At 62.9% G+C, this 16,214-nt stretch carries 15 protein-coding genes, 2 tRNA genes and 1 pseudogene; 11 read left to right on the forward strand and 7 right to left on the reverse strand.

From position 1 onward, the window contains the following. The first annotated feature begins 17 nt into the window (after window positions 1–17). Window positions 18–926, forward strand: a complete 909-nt coding sequence (gene tesB, locus AB4074_RS11690) for an acyl-CoA thioesterase II (protein WP_441413513.1) — start codon at window positions 18–20, stop codon at window positions 924–926. Window positions 927–1,027: 101 nt separating this feature from the next. On the opposite strand, the gene ettA is transcribed toward tesB, so the two are convergent. Next, window positions 1,028–2,710 (reverse strand): energy-dependent translational throttle protein EttA, encoded by a 1,683-nt coding sequence (gene ettA, locus AB4074_RS11695; RefSeq protein WP_236811427.1) that lies wholly within the window; start codon window positions 2,708–2,710, stop codon window positions 1,028–1,030. A gap of 47 nt (window positions 2,711–2,757) precedes the next feature. Continuing rightward, complete coding sequence (locus tag AB4074_RS11700; RefSeq protein ID WP_441413514.1) at window positions 2,758–3,027, reverse strand: DUF6993 domain-containing protein; 270 nt, start codon at window positions 3,025–3,027, stop codon at window positions 2,758–2,760. A gap of 19 nt (window positions 3,028–3,046) precedes the next feature. Between AB4074_RS11700 and AB4074_RS11705 the strand changes: the two genes are divergently transcribed. Then, window positions 3,047–3,442 (forward strand): hypothetical protein, encoded by a 396-nt coding sequence (locus AB4074_RS11705; RefSeq protein WP_441413515.1) that lies wholly within the window; start codon window positions 3,047–3,049, stop codon window positions 3,440–3,442. On the opposite strand, the gene AB4074_RS11710 is transcribed toward AB4074_RS11705, so the two are convergent. Further along, complete coding sequence (locus AB4074_RS11710) at window positions 3,409–3,975, reverse strand: single-stranded DNA-binding protein (RefSeq protein WP_441413516.1); 567 nt, start codon at window positions 3,973–3,975, stop codon at window positions 3,409–3,411. The genes AB4074_RS11705 and AB4074_RS11710 overlap by 34 nt on opposite strands. Window positions 3,976–4,193: 218 nt before the next feature. Here AB4074_RS11710 and AB4074_RS11715 point away from each other — a divergent pair. Next, window positions 4,194–4,266: transfer RNA gene (locus tag AB4074_RS11715), tRNA-Arg, on the forward strand. Window positions 4,267–4,563: 297 nt separating this feature from the next. Beyond that, window positions 4,564–4,992, forward strand: a pseudogene (locus AB4074_RS11720) (GNAT family N-acetyltransferase); the annotation flags it as partial. A 32-nt stretch (window positions 4,993–5,024) separates the two neighbouring features. Here AB4074_RS11720 and map read toward each other — a convergent pair. Continuing rightward, window positions 5,025–5,792, reverse strand: a complete 768-nt coding sequence (gene map, locus AB4074_RS11725) for a type I methionyl aminopeptidase (RefSeq protein ID WP_441413517.1) — start codon at window positions 5,790–5,792, stop codon at window positions 5,025–5,027. A gap of 271 nt (window positions 5,793–6,063) precedes the next feature. On the opposite strand from map, the gene AB4074_RS11730 reads away from it, so the two are divergent. After that, window positions 6,064–6,606, forward strand: coding sequence for a DNA alkylation repair protein (locus tag AB4074_RS11730; protein ID WP_441413550.1), 543 nt, complete (start codon window positions 6,064–6,066; stop codon window positions 6,604–6,606). A gap of 5 nt (window positions 6,607–6,611) precedes the next feature. Here AB4074_RS11730 and mptB (AB4074_RS11735) read toward each other — a convergent pair whose 3' ends face one another. Next, a complete protein-coding gene (mptB, locus tag AB4074_RS11735) occupies window positions 6,612–8,192 on the reverse strand; it encodes a polyprenol phosphomannose-dependent alpha 1,6 mannosyltransferase MptB (RefSeq protein WP_441413518.1) in 1,581 nt (526 codons plus the stop codon). A gap of 334 nt (window positions 8,193–8,526) precedes the next feature. Between mptB (AB4074_RS11735) and AB4074_RS11740 the strand changes: the two genes are divergently transcribed. Both AB4074_RS11740 and AB4074_RS11745 read left to right on the forward strand, forming a co-directional pair. Then, the gene (locus AB4074_RS11740) at window positions 8,527–9,840 is read left to right on the forward strand and encodes a glycosyltransferase 87 family protein (RefSeq protein ID WP_441413551.1); all 1,314 of its coding nucleotides are present in this window, start codon (window positions 8,527–8,529) and stop codon (window positions 9,838–9,840) included. Window positions 9,841–9,874: 34 nt separating this feature from the next. Beyond that, the gene (locus AB4074_RS11745; protein WP_441413519.1) at window positions 9,875–11,128 is read left to right on the forward strand and encodes a glycosyltransferase 87 family protein; all 1,254 of its coding nucleotides are present in this window, start codon (window positions 9,875–9,877) and stop codon (window positions 11,126–11,128) included. Here the strand turns inward: AB4074_RS11745 and mptB (AB4074_RS11750) are convergent. Further along, complete coding sequence (mptB, locus tag AB4074_RS11750) at window positions 11,112–12,737, reverse strand: polyprenol phosphomannose-dependent alpha 1,6 mannosyltransferase MptB (RefSeq protein ID WP_441413552.1); 1,626 nt, start codon at window positions 12,735–12,737, stop codon at window positions 11,112–11,114. The genes AB4074_RS11745 and mptB (AB4074_RS11750) overlap by 17 nt on opposite strands. A 151-nt stretch (window positions 12,738–12,888) precedes the next feature. Here mptB (AB4074_RS11750) and orn point away from each other — a divergent pair, with 151 nt between their 5' ends. The 4 genes from orn to AB4074_RS11770 all read left to right on the forward strand — a co-directional run bounded on the left by orn (window position 12,889) and on the right by AB4074_RS11770 (window position 15,270). Further along, a complete protein-coding gene (gene orn / locus AB4074_RS11755; protein WP_441413520.1) occupies window positions 12,889–13,515 on the forward strand; it encodes an oligoribonuclease in 627 nt (208 codons plus the stop codon). Between the two features lie 130 nt (window positions 13,516–13,645). Further along, window positions 13,646–13,718, forward strand: a tRNA-His gene (locus AB4074_RS11760). Window positions 13,719–13,842: 124 nt separating this feature from the next. Next, window positions 13,843–14,415: a peptide deformylase gene (gene def / locus AB4074_RS11765; RefSeq protein WP_441413521.1), complete on the forward strand. Its 573-nt coding sequence runs from the start codon at window positions 13,843–13,845 to the stop codon at window positions 14,413–14,415. Window positions 14,416–14,418: 3 nt separating this feature from the next. After that, window positions 14,419–15,270 carry an acyltransferase domain-containing protein gene (locus AB4074_RS11770; RefSeq protein ID WP_441413522.1) on the forward strand — a complete coding sequence of 284 codons (852 nt, stop codon included), beginning with the start codon at window positions 14,419–14,421 and terminating at the stop codon, window positions 15,268–15,270. A gap of 26 nt (window positions 15,271–15,296) precedes the next feature. Here AB4074_RS11770 and AB4074_RS11775 read toward each other — a convergent pair whose 3' ends face one another. Next, window positions 15,297–16,094 carry an HNH endonuclease family protein gene (locus AB4074_RS11775; protein WP_441413523.1) on the reverse strand — a complete coding sequence of 266 codons (798 nt, stop codon included), beginning with the start codon at window positions 16,092–16,094 and terminating at the stop codon, window positions 15,297–15,299. Window positions 16,095–16,214 lie beyond the last annotated feature (120 nt).

Here is a 16,214-nt window from a genome sequence, read left to right on the forward strand (position 1 = left end):
GCGTCTAGAGTCGAACCATGACTGACGCGCACGCCGGCCTGGAACACCAGGTTGCCCTGGAGGACCCCACATCCACCCTCATTGAACTGTTGTCCCTGGCCGACTTCGACGGCGCGAGGACAGCCGAGGACATCTTCCTTGGGCCCTCCCAGAAGCAGCCGCGCCACCGGGTGTTCGGCGGGCAGGTGCTCGCCCAGTCGCTCGTCGCCGGTATGCGAACCGTGGAAGAGGACCGAACCGTCCATTCCATGCATGGCTATTTTCTTCGTCCCGGGGACGCCAACCAGCCCATCACTTTCAGCGTTGAACGGCTTCGGGACGGACGCTCGTTCTCCGCTCGTCGGGTGCACGCCTACCAGGAAGGTCAACCGATCCTGTCGATGATCGCTTCCTTCCAGACGGAAGCGGAGGGCGTGGAACACCAGTCCTCCATGCCGGTCGGAATCCCGGATCCCGAAACCCTGCCGAGCACCGCGGAACTCCTGCAGAAGTACGACCATCCTCTCGCCCGCCACATGTCATTCGAGCGCCCCTTCGACGTCCGCCACGTCGACCCCGCAATCTATGTGGAAGCGCCGAAGGACCGGGTCGCCAGCAATGCCGTCTGGATGAAGACCTTTGGCCCAATGCCGGACGATCCCAACCTTCATCTGGCCGCCCTGGCCTACGCAAGCGACTACACCATCCTGGAATCAGTGCTGCGCAAGAACGGATTGAGTTGGATGACGCCCGGCATGAGCGTCGCGAGCCTTGACCACGCCATGTGGTGGCATCGCCCCGTGCGCGTGGACGAGTGGCTGCTCTACGTGCAGGAGTCCCCCAGCGCCCAAGGCGCCCGCGGACTTGCCACCGGCAAGATCTTCAGCCGCGACGGCGAGCATGTCGCCACAGTGGCGCAAGAGGGGATGCTCCGGATCCCGTCGTAGCTATTCGCGTCGCAGCCACAACGCCGCCAGGAATATCGAAGCAAAAAGGCCGGCGCCCCAGAGAAATATCCAGGGCGCCGGCCTTTTGTGGTGCAATTCGCTTAGTCGCGGGTCAGCTTGCGGTGAGTGACGCGGTGCGGCTTGGCCGCGTCCGCACCCAGGCGCTCCACCTTGTTCTCCTCGTAGGACTCGAAGTTACCCTCGAACCAGTACCACTTCGACGGGTTCTCCTCGTCGCCTTCGTAGGCCAGGATGTGGGTGGCAACCCGGTCGAGGAACCACCGGTCGTGCGAGACCACCACGGCGCAGCCGGGGAACTCAAGCAAGGCGTTCTCAAGGCTGCTGAGGGTTTCGACGTCGAGGTCGTTGGTGGGCTCGTCAAGAAGGAGAAGGTTTCCGCCTTGCTTCAGGGTCAGTGCAAGGTTCAGGCGGTTACGCTCACCACCGGAGAGCACCCCGGCCTTCTTTTGCTGGTCCGGTCCTTTGAAGCCGAAGGCGGCGACGTAGGCGCGGGACGGCATTTCGACATGGCCGACCTGGATGAAGTCCAGGCCGTCTGAGACGACCTCCCACAGGGTCTTGTTGGGGTCGATGCCGCCACGGCTCTGGTCGGCGTAGGAAATCTTGACCGAGTCGCCGATCTTGAGGTCGCCGCCGTCGAGCGGTTCCAGCCCGACGATGGTCTTGAACAGCGTGGTCTTGCCGACACCGTTAGGACCGATGACGCCGACGATGCCGTTACGGGGCAGCGTGAACGAAAGCCCGTCGATCAGGGTCCGGTCCTCGAAGCCCTTCTGCAGGTTCTTGGCTTCCAGGACCAGGCCACCCAGACGCGGTCCCGGCGGAATCTGGATTTCCTCGAAGTCGAGCTTCCTGGTGCGGTCAGCCTCGGCCGCCATTTCCTCGTACCGGGCCAAACGAGCCTTCGACTTGGTCTGGCGACCCTTGGCGTTGGAGCGGACCCATTCAAGTTCCTCGGTGAGGCGCTTGGCCTGCTTGGCGTCCTTCTTGCCCTGGATTTCGAGGCGGGCGCGCTTCTTCTCCAAGTACGTGGAGTAGTTGCCTTCATAGGGGTAAAGGCGGCCACGGTCCACTTCACAGATCCACTCGGCGACGTGGTCCAGGAAGTAGCGGTCGTGAGTGATGGCGAGGACGGCACCGGGGTAGGAAGAGAGGTGCTGCTCCAGCCACAGGACGCTCTCGGCGTCCAGGTGGTTGGTGGGCTCGTCAAGGAGCAGGAGGTCGGGCTTCTGCAGCAGGAGCTTGCAGAGCGCTACACGGCGGCGCTCACCACCGGACAGGACCGTCACGTCGGAGTCGCCCGGCGGGCAGCGGAGTGCGTCCATGGCCTGCTCGAGCTGGGAATCGATGTCCCAAGCATCCGCAGCGTCGATGGCTTCCTGAAGGTGGCCCATTTCCTCCAGCAGGGTGTCGTAGTCGGCGTCCGGGTTGGCCATTTCCTCGGAGATCGCGTTAAAGCGCTGGATCTTCGAGTAGATCTCGCCCACGCCTTCCTGGACGTTGCCCAGGACGGTCTTTTCCTCGTTCAGGGGCGGCTCCTGCAGGAGGATGCCCACGGAGTAGCCGGGGCTGAGGCGGGCTTCGCCGTTCGACGGTGTGTCGATACCAGCCATGATCTTCAGGATCGTGGATTTGCCGGCTCCGTTCGGGCCAACGACGCCGATCTTCGCGCCAGGGAAGAACGACATGCTGACATCGTCCAGGATTAGTTTTTCGCCAACGGCCTTGCGAGCCTTGGTCATCGTATAAATGAATTCCGCCATGCCGTTAAATCTAATGGGTGGCACGGCATAACTCACATTCGGCCCTGCTAGCGGGAATCCCCGACGAAGCATTTGCCGCTGGCCAACACGGGCAGGACCGACACCGAAACCCGGCCGTCCCTGATCTCGCCCATGACGCAGTCCTTGTCCAGCCTGGCGGCGGCCTCGACAGCGTCGACGTCCAGTCCCGTCGGTGTCTTGCTCGCGGATACCTCCACAGCAGACGCGGGGATGCCGGCCGAAACGAGTTGCGATCGCAATGCATCTTGTGCCGGTTTGGGGGTTGCGGCGGCAATGGTTTTGAGTACGGACTCCATGGTCTGCTTCAGGGAGGCAGTGCCAGGGCTGAGCGAAGCCGATGCCGACGGGCTTCCGGCACCGGGTGTGACAGCGGGAGTGGCACTGGCCGCACTCGATGGGGAAGGCGACGAAGCAGGCGATGAAACCGGCGCGCTTCCTGACACCGGAGCAGGCGCCGTGCAGCCGGCCACCAGCCCGGCCACGAGTAACGGCACCGCAAGCAGCAAACCCGGGCTCCCGGCCGCGTGGCGGCGTCCTAATGGCTTTTGCGGCATTCCCCTGCTCATCACCCGGCTATTCTGCCATGCGGCGTACTATCCGCCGCGCCGCATGGCATCCGCGGATGTCCGCGGCATCCACTGTTTCAGGCGCCGCGTCATTTCAGGCCTCGCGTCATTTCAAGCCCGGGCGTCGACAAGTTCTCCGGTGTGAGTATCAACAAGAACCGACTCGTCGCCTTCTCCGGCCGAAAAGATAACTTCCCGCTCGGCTGCGGCACTGCCGTCCTCGTCGTCATGCGGGCCGTCTTCACCCTCTTCATCAGCCGAGGGCCACGGGTTCTCCGGCTCCGCCTCAGTGGCCGCGGGCGTGCTTTGCGGGCCGGTGCCACCGGTGGTCCGGATGAAGTTCGCCGAGCCCCACATGAGGTCATGCCCCACCGTTTCGGCGACGATTTCGGCAACGTGGTAGATCTTGCCGTCGTGTTCCCATTGCCTCAACTTAAGTTTTCCGACCACGATGACCCGCTGGCCCTTCTTGACGCTGCATCCGATGTTTCCCGCGAGATGCCTGAACGCCTGGACGCTGAACCAATTGGTGTTGCCATCCACCCAGACATCGTTCGCGCGGTCGAACCTGCGTGCCGTGGAGCCCAGCCGGAACGCGGCCGTCCCCGTTCCGCCGGGGGTCGTCGAACTCTTGGGTTCCGTGGCAACGAATCCCCGGACTGTGATGATGTCATTCATGGTCTTGTCCTAACGTGAGTTGAGCTGCCTGCCTGGCTCCTTCAGCTTCACGTGCCGCGAACCTCCGCGGCAGTACCTAGTTCACGTATGTGGATAGCCCGACGCAATGGCCGCCTGTGGGGGAAGAGTCACGGTCGAAACCGAGCCGACTTCACAGGCAGCCGCCGCAATGTAAACTCTTGATGGCGCCTCAGCCACGTGCTGTGCGTGCGTCGCCTGCCTCGGTAGCTCAGAGGATAGAGCAGGAGCCTTCTAATCTCTTGGTCGGGGGTTCGATTCCCTCCCGGGGCACGCAAAGAGCGGCTCTGAGCTGCGGAAACGTAGTTCAGGGCCGCTCTTGGTTTTCGTCAGGCCGTGAAGACCCGCGGCCAGAGGCCAAGACAGCCTGTGCCGTCCGCGCTCGCAGCGTTCTACGCTGTTCCTATGGTCCTGAACCTCGCCGGCTCCGCAGCCATCACGACGGGCCCTGCAAGCTGGCCCGATGTTGAAAGGCTATTCGGCGTCCGCGGCGAGCCTTCGCGCTGTTGGTGCCGGTAGTTCGCCCTCACCGGGCAGGATTGGAAGACCACTCCACCTGAGGCTCGGAAGGAACAGCTCAAAGCCAAATTCGACGACGGCCCCGAACCTGGCGTCCTGGCGTTCCGGGGCGGCGAAGCAGTGGGCTGGTGCGCGGTGGAACCGCGCCAGTGCTATCCGCGCATCGAGCGATCCCAGATCCTCAAGGCCGCCGGAGCAAGTACCGCGGAAGGCCCGGGAGTTTGGTCGGTAAGTTGTTTCGTGGTTTCTCCCGGCCACCGCCGGAGCGGGGTGGCGGCCGCATTGCTGCACGCCGCCGTCGGGCATGCCTTCGCGCATGGCGCCGAAATCATCGAAGGATACCCCGTGGATCCCGCTCTGCGGCCCAAGGCCGGTCCGGCCGATCTCTACCAGGGAACTGTGAAGTTGTTCGGTGCGGCTGGCTTCTCTACAGTTTCCACGGCGGTCCCCGGTAGGGCGGTCATGCGCCGGCGGCGCTGATTTCCGGGATTCCGCATTCAGAAGCAACCCCGCTAAGGCAGCGTCAAGACAAGCGGTCCGTCCGCGGTGATCGCCACGGTGTGTTCGCTATGCGCCGCACGGCGGCCGTTGGCGGAGCGCAGGGTCCACTGGTCGTCGTCGTGGTAGTAGTCGTCACTGCCACCGAGGATCAACATCGGCTCGATGGCGATCACCAAGCCCTCCACGAGCTTCATCCCGCGGCCCGGCCGTCCGATGTTCGGCACACTCGGCTCGGCGTGCATGGTCCGGCCAATGCCGTGCCCACCGTGATCGGCAAGGATCCCGTAGCCGCTGCGCTTGGCTCCTCCTCCAATGGCGTACGCAAGGTCGCCCATCTTGTTTCCAAGCCGGGCAGCGTCGATTCCGCGGGCGAGGGCGGCGTCCGTGGCATCGATCAACTCCTGGTCCACCGGATCCGCGGCGCCCACGATGAAACTGACTGCCGCGTCCCCGCACCAACCCTCCACGAATGCCCCGCAATCGACGCTCAACAGATCCCCGTCCTGCAACACATATCCGTCCGGGATGCCGTGCACCACGGCGTCGTTGACGCTCGTGCAGATGACCCCTGAAAAGGGCGTGGACGCCCACCGCGGGCGGTAATTCAGGAACGCAGGCTTGGCTCCGGCGGCCTCCATGAAAGCGGCCGCAACCTCGTCCAGTTCCTTGAGCGACACACCGACCCGGGCGTGCGAACGAACCGCCGAAAGCGTGTTGGCAACCACCCTTCCGGCTTCGCGCATGAGCGCAATCTCTTCTGGCGTCTTCACCATGGACATCAGAGGCCTCCAAGCATCAAGAACAGGGGGCCGGACCGGCCGCAGGACGAACTCTTCAACCCACTCTAGGGGCCTCTTCATCGCAGTCAACCGGGAGGCGTGTCCGAACTCGCCCACGAGTGTCCTAAAGTCGCGGTATGGGACACCGAAGACTCGCCATCATTCGTGAACGCCTGCAGGCAGAGGCAGACCCGGACCGTGCGAAAGCGGCACAGGCGTACATGAAATCATCCATGCTTCGCTCGGGGTCAAGGTCCCCGCAGTCCGCCGCATCGTCCTCGCGACCACGAAAGAACTCCCCTTCGAGTCCCCCGCCGAACTTCGTGACGATGTCCAGCTGCTGTGGCGGGAAGCTACATGGCGGGAAGAACGCTACGCGGCCATCGATCTGACCTCGCTCAAGTCCGTGGCCACGGATCTGGAGATGTTGCCCCTATATGAAGAAATCATCCGGACCGGCGCATGGTGGGACTTCGTTGACGGCGTTTCCGACCGTATTTGCGCCCTTCTGCAACACCACCGGGGCATGCTGACTCCGCTCTTGAGGACATGGGCAAGCGACCCGGACTTCTGGATCCGCCGCGCAGCCATCACCTCCCAGCTCAAGGCAAAGACGTCCACGGACCAAGAACTTCTTGCCACGGCTCTTGACGCCAATCTGGCTGACAAGGAGTTCTTCATCAGGAAAGCAATCGGCTGGACCCTGCGGGAGTACGCCAAGACCGATCCTGAGTGGGTACTGAGCTACGTGGAAACCCGACGGCCCATGCTGAGCCCGTTATCCCTGCGTGAAGCGATGAAACACCTTGGGTGAAAGGCTCAGGACTTCGGTTTGAGCTTGAGCTTCAAAATCCCGCGACGCGGGCGGAACAGCACGTGGGTCTTCTTGTCAAAGAACACCAAGTAGGCGATGAAGGAGACCGCGATGGCGATGGCCACTCCGCGCACCACCTCGATGGGGATCCACTGGAAGACGCTCAATTGGTCTGTCAGGGCGATAAGGGTGAAGAACGCCGTCAAATAGAAGACCGTGCGGAGCTGGGCGCCGTCCGCGATCCCCGTCACGGTGAAGAACACGAGCAGCCACACCATGTACCAAGGCTGGATCACGGGCGCCAAGACGACGACGGCGGCGAAAGCCCACGCCATTCGGCGAAGCACGGTCTTGTTGAACTCGGGTTCGTCGTCGATCGGCGCAGGCATACCGATCCCGCGGCCGGGCGTCCGTACGGCGAGCCAGATGATAGCAAGCGCCGAGACCGCCGTTCCGGCGGTTTGGATGATATCCGTCACGGGAACGCCCGGACCCCCGAACAGTCCGACGACGAATCCCGCCGTATGTGCCAGCAAACCCACTGGCGCGTACCAGATCCAGACGGCGCCGGGAGTCTGGAGGGCGCCAAGCCAGCCAAATCCCAGGCCGTTCACCAGTCCTGCGGCCGCCAGCAGGCCTAAGGACAAGCCCAAGGTCGCCGTCCAGCAGAGCATTCTGCGGCCCCAGCCGGCACGGGCACCCGCCCACAGCAGCCCCGCAAAAGGCAAGGCAATCAAAGTAATCGGCTTGATGGCGATCGAGGCCGTGATCAGCACGATTCCAAGCACGGGTCGTTTGACCGAGGCGAAGTACAGTCCGGCAACAACCAGTCCCAACATCAAGGAGTCGTTGTGCGCGCTGGCGATGAAGTTGATCAGGAGAACCGGGTTGAGGACCCCAAGCCAGAGCGCCCGGTCCGGGTTCACGCCGTGGAGCGCAGCCAAACGGGGAACGTAGACAGCGAGCAGGACCACCCCGGCTAGGGCAGCCAGGCGGAAGGGAATCAGCGCAAGCTCAGGGACGCCGGCGCTCACCCACACGGCACCCTGTTCGATCCAGAGCCATAGCGGGCCGTAAGGCGTAGGCGCTTCCGTCCACAATTTGTCTGGTCCGAGTGAAAAGTAGTTGCTCAGGGCCGAGATGCCGTTGGTATATGGGTTCAGTCCCTGCTCCATGAGCCGGCCCTGGCCGATGTAGGCATATGCGTCCCTGCTGAACAACGGCAAACTGAACATCATCGGGACTGCCCACATCCACAATGCGCGCCGGAGCACAGGACGCGAGGACGGGTTCCATCCGCCGATCCGCTGGGCAATGCGCAGCCAAGAACGCAGGAGCAGGAGTGCGCCGAGGCAGAGCATCACGGTGCAGACGATCACGCCAACCGGAGATGTCCTGGCCATGATGAAGAGGGGCGTACGGATAAGGGAGCCGCTGGTTGTCGCCATCCAGCCGACACCGATCGAGCCTGCCACCATGAGCAACGACCCGACGAACCCTTGGAGGATCGCCGTCCTCGCCGCTTTGGCTATCTCCGTGCCGTGTACCGGGGCGTTGGAATCGCCAAGCGCCTCTGGATGAGCCAACGAACTCCCCACCTCACGCTCACGAAACTTCGACGTCACCATCAAACAAAATCCTGTCTGGTTCCCTGCCGCATCCGGGCCAAAGTGGCGCTGCCGGTTGCCATGGATTAGTGCAACTGTAGCATCGCCGCCCTTGGCTTCCCGGGGCCAACCGGACCGTGGGTCTGCCCGCGAAAGTGGCCTGAGATAAGATGGGTGGGGCTCTGGTTTGATGCCGAAGACCACAGCCACGCTGGTTCCGCACGAAATTCAATGGAACCAATATTGTATGGCGGCTCCGGCCGCTGCGGCCTACGGCACCCTGTGACGATAACTACCTGACAAGGATCCTCCCATTTCCACGGACTCATTCTTCAGCGCGCTCACACGGTACCGGCATAGTGTTCTTCCCTCTTCATGGGAAGCGAAGCTCAACTCGCCCAAGGGTCTGCTGGCGCTCTTCGGGGTTGTGCACTTGGTCTTCCTCGTGTTCGCGCTGGTCCTCTCCCTGCGCGGCGAGGCCTACAGTGACACTTTCATCTACCGGGACTGGACGTCTGCGGGGTTCCGGGATGAGAACCTCAGCGGCGGGCCCAGCCCTTGGGTCTACCCCGTTCTCGCCTTGATGCCGATGGCCATCGCAGGCCTCGCAGGTCCCGGTCCATTCTTCTTTTTGTGGGTACTCATGATCACCGTGCTCGACGGCCTGGCTGTCGGCAAGCTCACAGCGTGGGGTCGTCGCCGCGAAGCCATCCCGGCAGCATGGTGGTGGCTGGTCTTCGTCCTCATCATGGGTTGCCTGGGATTCGCCCGAGTGGATGGGTTGACCGCGCCGATCGTGCTGATCGCCTTGGCGTACGGGGTGTCACACCCTTTCATTGCCTCGACCCTCCTGAGCGTTGCCACCTGGATGAAGGTTTGGCCCGCCGCTGTCATGCTTTCGTTGTTCACTGTGGTCAAGCAGAGAACCAAAGTGGTGGCCGCCGGAATTCTCACCAGCGTTTTGGTCATCGCCCTCACGGCCGCCGTAGGTCAACTGCCGAAGCTCTTCAACTTCCTGACCCAGCAAGGCGATCGCGGCATGCAGCTGGAAGCCACCTTCACCACTCCTTGGTTGTGGCTCTCGGTCCTTCATGTTGGCGACTCGAGGATGTACATGAACGCCGACATCAACTCGATGCAGGTGGATGGACCGGGCACGGCCTTCATGTCATTCCTTATGCAGCCCCTTCTCGCCCTGGCCGCGATCCTGGTGGCTGCCTTGACCTTCTGGGCACTCCACAACGGCAAGCGAACCGGCGGGGCGGACCGCACCGAACTGTTGTTGGCTGGCTCCCTGACCATGGCCGCGGCTTTCGTCGTGTTCAACAAGGTCGGGTCGCCCCAGTTCATGGTGTGGCTCGCGCCTGCCGTCGCCGTCGGGCTTGCCCACAGCTGGAAGGAATGGCGGGTGCCCGCGGCGATGCTCATCGCCATTGGGGTGGCCACGTACTTCATCTATCCCCTCTTCTATGACGCACTGAGCCACAACAACCCTTGGATGGCACTGGTGTTGACGGTGCGCAATGTCCTGCTGGTGATTCTGCTCTGCTGGTCTGTACGCCGCCTGTACCTTTTGGGCAAGAAGATCCCGGCCGACGAACCGGCCGCCGCTGCCAAGGAGTCTTGAGATTTCCGTTCGATTCTTTGACGGCCTCGCCCGCGTGCGCGACGCCGCCCTGCCGCCTGCCGCTGTCGCCTGGTTCGGCCGTCCGTCCAGCGTTTGGTGGGGTTTCGCCGCCGTACATGTGTACTTCCTCGGCTGGATGGCAAGTTTCTTCCTGTCGGGAAACACGTTCAGCGACACTGAGCAGTACCGCCAGTGGGCGACGGCCGGCTACAACCCTGCGGATCTCCATGGAGCCATCAGCCCGTGGGTCTACCCGGTGCTCGCCCAGATTCCGATCTTCCTGGCCAACATCGCTGGTCCGGGTCCTTACCTGCTGGTGTGGACGTTGATCATCACTGCGCTCAATGCCGCCGGCTTGTTCATCTTGACCCGCGGTCCGCGCAGGACGACCGGAATTGCCCCTGCCTGGTGGTGGCTGTTTTTCACCGCTTTTATGGGCTACCTCAGCTTTGCCCGCGTGGAAGGCATCACGGCACCCATCGTGTTGGTCGCGTTGCTGTATGCCGCCACGCGGCCCGTGGCGGCGGGCATCCTCCTCAGCATCGCCACGTGGATCAAAGTCTGGCCGGCCGCCGTTTTGGTACCGATCATCATCGCGAGCCACCGCAGGCTGCGGATCATCGCATGCGGCGCCGCCGTAACTGCCGCCGTCGCACTGGGCACCTATCTTTTAGGGGGCCTCCCGCATATCCTCGACTTCCTGACAAACCAGGGTGAGCGCGGCATGCAACTCGAAGCCACGTTCTCAACCCCTTGGGTCTGGTTGAGCGTGCTCAACGTCGGCGGTTCCAAAATCGCCGACAACGTCGCCATCAATTCCACCGAGGTGTACGGACCGGGTGCCAATGTGGCGGCGTTCATGATGCAGCCGCTCTTGGTGCTTGCCGCCGTCGCCGGCTCTGCCCTGTTGCTTTGGGCGCTTCGGCGGGGTGCCGAACCGGAAGAGCTGTTTCTTGAGGGCGCGCTCATGATGACCACCGCGTTCATCGTGTTCAACAAGGTGGGTTCGCCGCAATTCATCATCTGGCTTGCGCCGGTGGTGATCGCCGGACTTACCCACGACTGGAATCGCTGGCGGGTTCCTGCCGCCCTCCTGATGGGGATCGCAATGACGACTTTCGTGATCTACCCGCTGTTCTACACGCCGCTGATCCATGCCAACCCAGTGATGGCAACAGTACTCACCGCGCGGAACGTGCTTCTGGTTGTCCTGCTCTGGTGGTCCGTGCAGCGGACCTTGGAACTGGGCCGCAAGTCCGGCGCAAGAACCGCTATCCGGAGCGCCTGAGCCGCTGCTCAAGCCTGCGGAGCAGTTGCGCAGGGCTGGAGCGGATCAGCAATCTGCGGGTGTGAACGTCCAGCACCATCAGGTAGACGGTGAATCCCAAGGCCACCAGGAAGGCCAGAGAGGACACTTTGACGTTCAATTCCACGAAGGACAACACCGAAATCTGGTCCTGCGCGCCGAAGGCCACGAAAAACGTGATGGCGACATAGAGGGACTTGATCTGCCAGTCGTCCCTGATGCCCGTGACCGCGAGCAGCGGGATGAACCACAGGATGTACCACGGCTGGATAATCGGAGAAAGCATGACGACGGCGGCAAACGCCAGGGCCGCGCGTCGCACCAGCCGTGAATAGTCGCCGCGGAACATCAGTACCACCACGAGCCCGATTCCGGCCCACTTCATGAGTGTCCGGAGCCCCGTGGCCACCGTGGACCCAGGCAGGCTCAGGAGATTGGCGATGACCTCGACCTGCTGGCCCAGGAAGCCCGAAGGCGAATATCCGGTGTAGCCCGGCGTCGGATCAAGGATGGCCCAGACCCATCCAAAGCCAAGGTTGTAAGGAATTCCGCTCACCGCCAGGACGGCAAAACTGATACCCGCAGTCGCGCCCCAGAACAGGAACTTGCGGGCCCAACTCGCTGCCGGACCCGCCCACATGAGGCCTATGAATGGCAAGAGAAGTACTGTGATCGGCTTGATGCCGATGGAAGCCGTGACCAGCAGAAGGCCGGTGATGTGGCGCCCGGTGGCTGCAAAGTACATTCCCGCCACTGCCAGGCCCACCATGAGGGCATCGTTGTGGGCGCTGGCGACGAAGCTGATGAGAAAGAGGGGGTTGGCGACGGCGATCCACAGTGCGCGGCCGGGATTGATCCCGTGCAGTTCGGCGAGCCTGGGAACATACACCACGCAGAGCAGCACTCCCACTGTCGCAAGCACCCGGAAGAGCAACACGGAAAAATCGGGCTGGGCGTCGGTCATGCCCACCACCCACCTGGCGAGCCACAGGAAGTAAGGACCGTACGGCGTCTTCGCTTCAGCCCAGGCAGGATCGGCACCCAGGGAAAACCAGTTGCTGAGCGAGGAAATGCCCGCGGTGTAAGGGTTCTGGCCTTCCAGCACCAGCCTGCCTTGGCCGGTGTAGGCGTACACGTCGCGCGAATAGATGGGCACGGCAAACATCAGGGGCGCCGCCCACGCGGCGACAGCGACAACCACGGATCTGAGCGAGCGGGGTCCCCAGTCCTTGAGCCTTTGCCCGAGCCTCAACCATGACCTGACCAAAAGCATGGCCCCGGCCGTCAGCAGGATGGTGGAGGTCGTCACGCCCCAGCCCTCCGTGCGCAGGGCGATGACAAGGGGGTGCCTGAACATGGGCGAGCCGTTCGCGATCCAGCCGGCGCCGATCGAACCCACGAAGATCATCAGGGATCCAAAAAACCCTTGCCAGATTGCCACGTAGGCCTTGGTCTGGCCGGGGATGCCGGCGCCGAGATGCGCGGCGTTCGGAGAATAGAGACTCGCGGCGGCCTTCTCCGACGGCACCGCGGGTTCCTTTGCCTCATCCCGGCTATTTGAGGTGCCCACGCCCATTCCGCCTGCCGTCATGATATTCCAGTCCCTACGTACATTGGTCCAGCTCATCGATGCAGGCAACAACCGCTCGACAACGGCCCAGTTTACCAGCCACAGTACGCCGCAGGCGCGGAATGGAGCGCCCCGCCACCCTCCCCGCGCGCCTGAACGGTAGGCTGGACGAGTGCCTATTACTAATGAACGCATCGTCTGGATCGACTGTGAGATGACCGGTCTCGACCTGGTAAACGACGCCCTGATCGAGGTCGCGGCCCTGGTCACCGATTCGGAGCTGAATATCCTGGGTGACGGTGTCGACGTCGTCATCAAACCCGAAGACGCCGCACTTGAGCAGATGAACGACTTCGTCCGCGACATGCATACCCGTTCGAAACTCCTGGACGAGCTTCCGCACGGCAAGACGATGGCCGAAGCCGAAGCGATCGTTCTGGAGTACATCGAGAAGTGGGTACCCGATCCGAAGAAGGCCCCGCTGGGCGGGAACTCAGTCGGAACCGACCGGATGTTCCTCGCGCGGGACATGCCCAACATCGTTGAACACCTCCACTACCGTGTCATCGACGTGAGCACCATCAAGGAGCTCTCGCGCCGATGGTTCCCCCGCGCGTATTTCCAGTCGCCCGCCAAACACGGCGGCCACCGCGCGCTCGGAGACATCAAGGACTCCATCGACGAACTGCGCTACTACCGCGAGGCCGTGTTCGTCCCGGCTCCCGGTCCTGATACAGCAACGGCCCAGAAGATTTCCAAGCAGATTGCAGCCGACGCGGAGACTCCGGCAAGGACGTGATCTGGGGCACCTTTTCGGGAATTTTCAGCCAAACGGCCAAAAGTGGCAAAACCACCCCCTAAGACGGGGTATAGTTTTTGTCGTTGCCTTCGCAGCTAACGGGTCATTCCGAAAGCGTAAAAGGCTCATGGTGGGCGTAGCTCAGTTGGCAGAGCGCCTGGTTGTGGTCCAGGAGGTCGCGGGTTCAACCCCCGTCGCTCACCCTCATGAGATTGGTAGCATTTTATCGATCGCAGCCAAAGGCCGTACTGGATATCCAGTGCGGCCTTTGCGTTGTCCCGGCCGATTTCGGCCATTCCAGGCCCGAGAACCAGAGGAACACCTGACATGACCGTCCTGCCAGTCACCATCTGGGGCGAGCCCGTGCTTCACCGCCGGGCGAGCGAGGTGGAAGAGTTCGACGACGAGCTGCGCACTTTGATTGCCGACATGTTCGAGACCAACGAAGCCGCCAACGGCGTCGGGCTGGCCGCACCTCAGGTGGGGGTCGGCAAACGGATCTTCATCTTCAAATACGCGAACGACGACGACGCACCGGACGAAGGCGTCCTGGTAAACCCGGTCATCACCCTCTCCAAGATCCCCGGCGCCCTTCCCGATCCCGAGGAAGACATCGAAGGCTGCCTGTCATTCCCCGGGGAGCACTACCCCCTGCAGAGGGCCGAATGGGCCCGCGTCCAAGGCTTCGACGGCTACGGCAAACCGGTGGATTTCGTGGCGACAGGCTGGTTCGCGAGGGTCATGCAGCACGAATTCGACCACCTCGACGGCAAGCTCTATGTGGACCGCCTGGCTGACCGCTACGCCAAGAAGGCCATGAAGCAGGCCAAAAAGAACGGCTGGGGAGTTCCAGGACTGAGCTGGATGCCGGGTGTCGACCCGGACCCCTTCGGACACTGACCAATGACCGGCAAAACGCAGGACGAATTGTTCAAGCTTCTCGACATCCACGGCGAGGACGCTTTTGAGTGTGCCTCGCTGCTGGAGTCGCCTCCTGGCGACGGCACTCGACGGGCCCTTGCCAGCCTTCACGCCCGCCTGGGCGTCTTTCCAAGCAAATCTGCCACCATGGACGACTGCACGGAAACGGACTGGATCGAGGCGCTCCTGCGTTTCGCGCCGGTAGTCCACCGCCATCATCTTTCCCTTGGCATCCCGCCGGACTCCTCCGCCGCGATCCTGGCCGATTTAGGACTGAATCTTCGAATCAACCGACGGGTCCACGGTCGCTTCGGCCTGGACACGTGGGCATGGCTGACCCTCCACATGGCCGGAAACATCTTCCGGATCGGCCGTTTGCAATTTCACCTCGTCCGCGGTGACGCAGGAGGATCCGCCGCCGCAAGCGACTCCTGGGTGCTGGGCGTGCACATCCCCGAGGATGGCGGCCTCTCCCCCGCCCTCGTGGACACGAGCCTCAGCCAGGCCAGGGAGTTCTTCGACCGATACTTTCCGGACAAGGCGGTCTCCGTGGCGAGCTGCGACTCCTGGATGCTGGATCCCTACCTGGCCCGGAAACTGCCGCACAGCAACATCGCCGCTTTTGCCCGCCGATTCACTCTGGACCGCTGCTCAGACGCTCCGAGCGACGCTGTCTACTTCACCTTCCGGCAGCGGGGCATGGAAAACCTTGATCGGCTCCCCCGCGAGACGTCGCTTCAGAGGGTGGTGCTGGAAAGGATCGACGACGGCGGGGCCTGGCAACTCGGACACGGCCACCTGATGCTTCCCCCAGCGCAGGCCAACCACGCCTGACGCGGCCGCCCCGCGCCCTCAGGCGGCTACATCGCCCTGATGGTCCGCTGACCGGGGCACGAGTCCAGGACGCGCCTCATGGCGTCTTTCTCCGCCTGGGTGACCCAGAGCCGGTACGCGGCTTTGACGGAAACCTGCCGGGCTACGTAATGGCAGCGAAAACCCTTGTTGGCAGGCAGCCAGCTCGCGGCGTCGCCCGCGCCTTTCTTCACGTTGGCCGGACCGTCAACGGCAATGAGGTTGAGGGGGTCATTGGCGAGGCTTTGGCGTTGTTTTGCAGTGAGCTGCTGGGCGCCCTTCTGCCAGGCATCCCCGAGAGCCACCACATGATCGATTTGTACGGCCGAGCTGCTTTCGGAGCCCCTGCGGAAATGGATGTCCTGGCCGGTGTACGGCTCGCGCAGCTTCCCGGACGCGATCCTGCATTTGGAGCCTGCCGTGAACTCCGCTGCCGTAAGATCCCGCCTCAGGATGTCGTTCCTGGTATCGCAGCCGTTTCGGTCGAGGTCGAGCCAGGCCTGGCCGAATTCGTTGCGGTCGTAGGTGTCCTTGGCTGCGCGCCCCTTCACAGGAAGCGCCTCCAAGGCATCAGCGGCCGAACCGGCCGGTACCGGCTGAACAGCTTCTACCGGCTTCATCCAGTTCGGGTCGAAGACAGGAGCTTCCGTTGGTCCATTGATCGGGTCCTGGCCAACTGCGAACTGGCCGTTGGTGAAGAACCACCCGATGCCCGTAAGTCCACCGGCGAGGATGAGAATCAGCAGCACCCAGGCCTGTCGGGACTGGCGGCGGGCGCGTCGATAGGCGGCCCAGGTGGTGCTCAAGGGATTGCGTCCTTTCGGGCAGGAATACGTCCCTTGAGACTAGTTGAGGCGCTGTTCGCCGACGCTGATATCCACAGTGTGGAGGACAGGTCAGAATGTCGGAACAATTACAGCGCAAGC

It is taken from the genome of Arthrobacter sp. 2MCAF14 (assembly GCF_052115645.1).
Taxonomy (GTDB): Bacteria; Actinomycetota; Actinomycetes; order Actinomycetales; family Micrococcaceae; genus Arthrobacter.

Coding starts and splice junctions, on each gene's coding strand:
- tesB (WP_441413513.1), top strand. CDS start 18: ATGACTGACGCGCACGCCGGCCTGGAACACCAGGTTGCCCTGGAGGAC.
- ettA (WP_236811427.1), bottom strand. CDS start 2,710: ATGGCGGAATTCATTTATACGATGACCAAGGCTCGCAAGGCCGTTGGC.
- AB4074_RS11700 (WP_441413514.1), bottom strand. CDS start 3,027: ATGGAGTCCGTACTCAAAACCATTGCCGCCGCAACCCCCAAACCGGCA.
- AB4074_RS11710 (WP_441413516.1), bottom strand. CDS start 3,975: ATGAATGACATCATCACAGTCCGGGGATTCGTTGCCACGGAACCCAAG.
- map (WP_441413517.1), bottom strand. CDS start 5,792: ATGTCCATGGTGAAGACGCCAGAAGAGATTGCGCTCATGCGCGAAGCC.
- mptB (WP_441413552.1), bottom strand. CDS start 12,737: ATGACGGCAGGCGGAATGGGCGTGGGCACCTCAAATAGCCGGGATGAG.
- def (WP_441413521.1), top strand. CDS start 13,843: ATGACCGTCCTGCCAGTCACCATCTGGGGCGAGCCCGTGCTTCACCGC.
- AB4074_RS11770 (WP_441413522.1), top strand. CDS start 14,419: ATGACCGGCAAAACGCAGGACGAATTGTTCAAGCTTCTCGACATCCAC.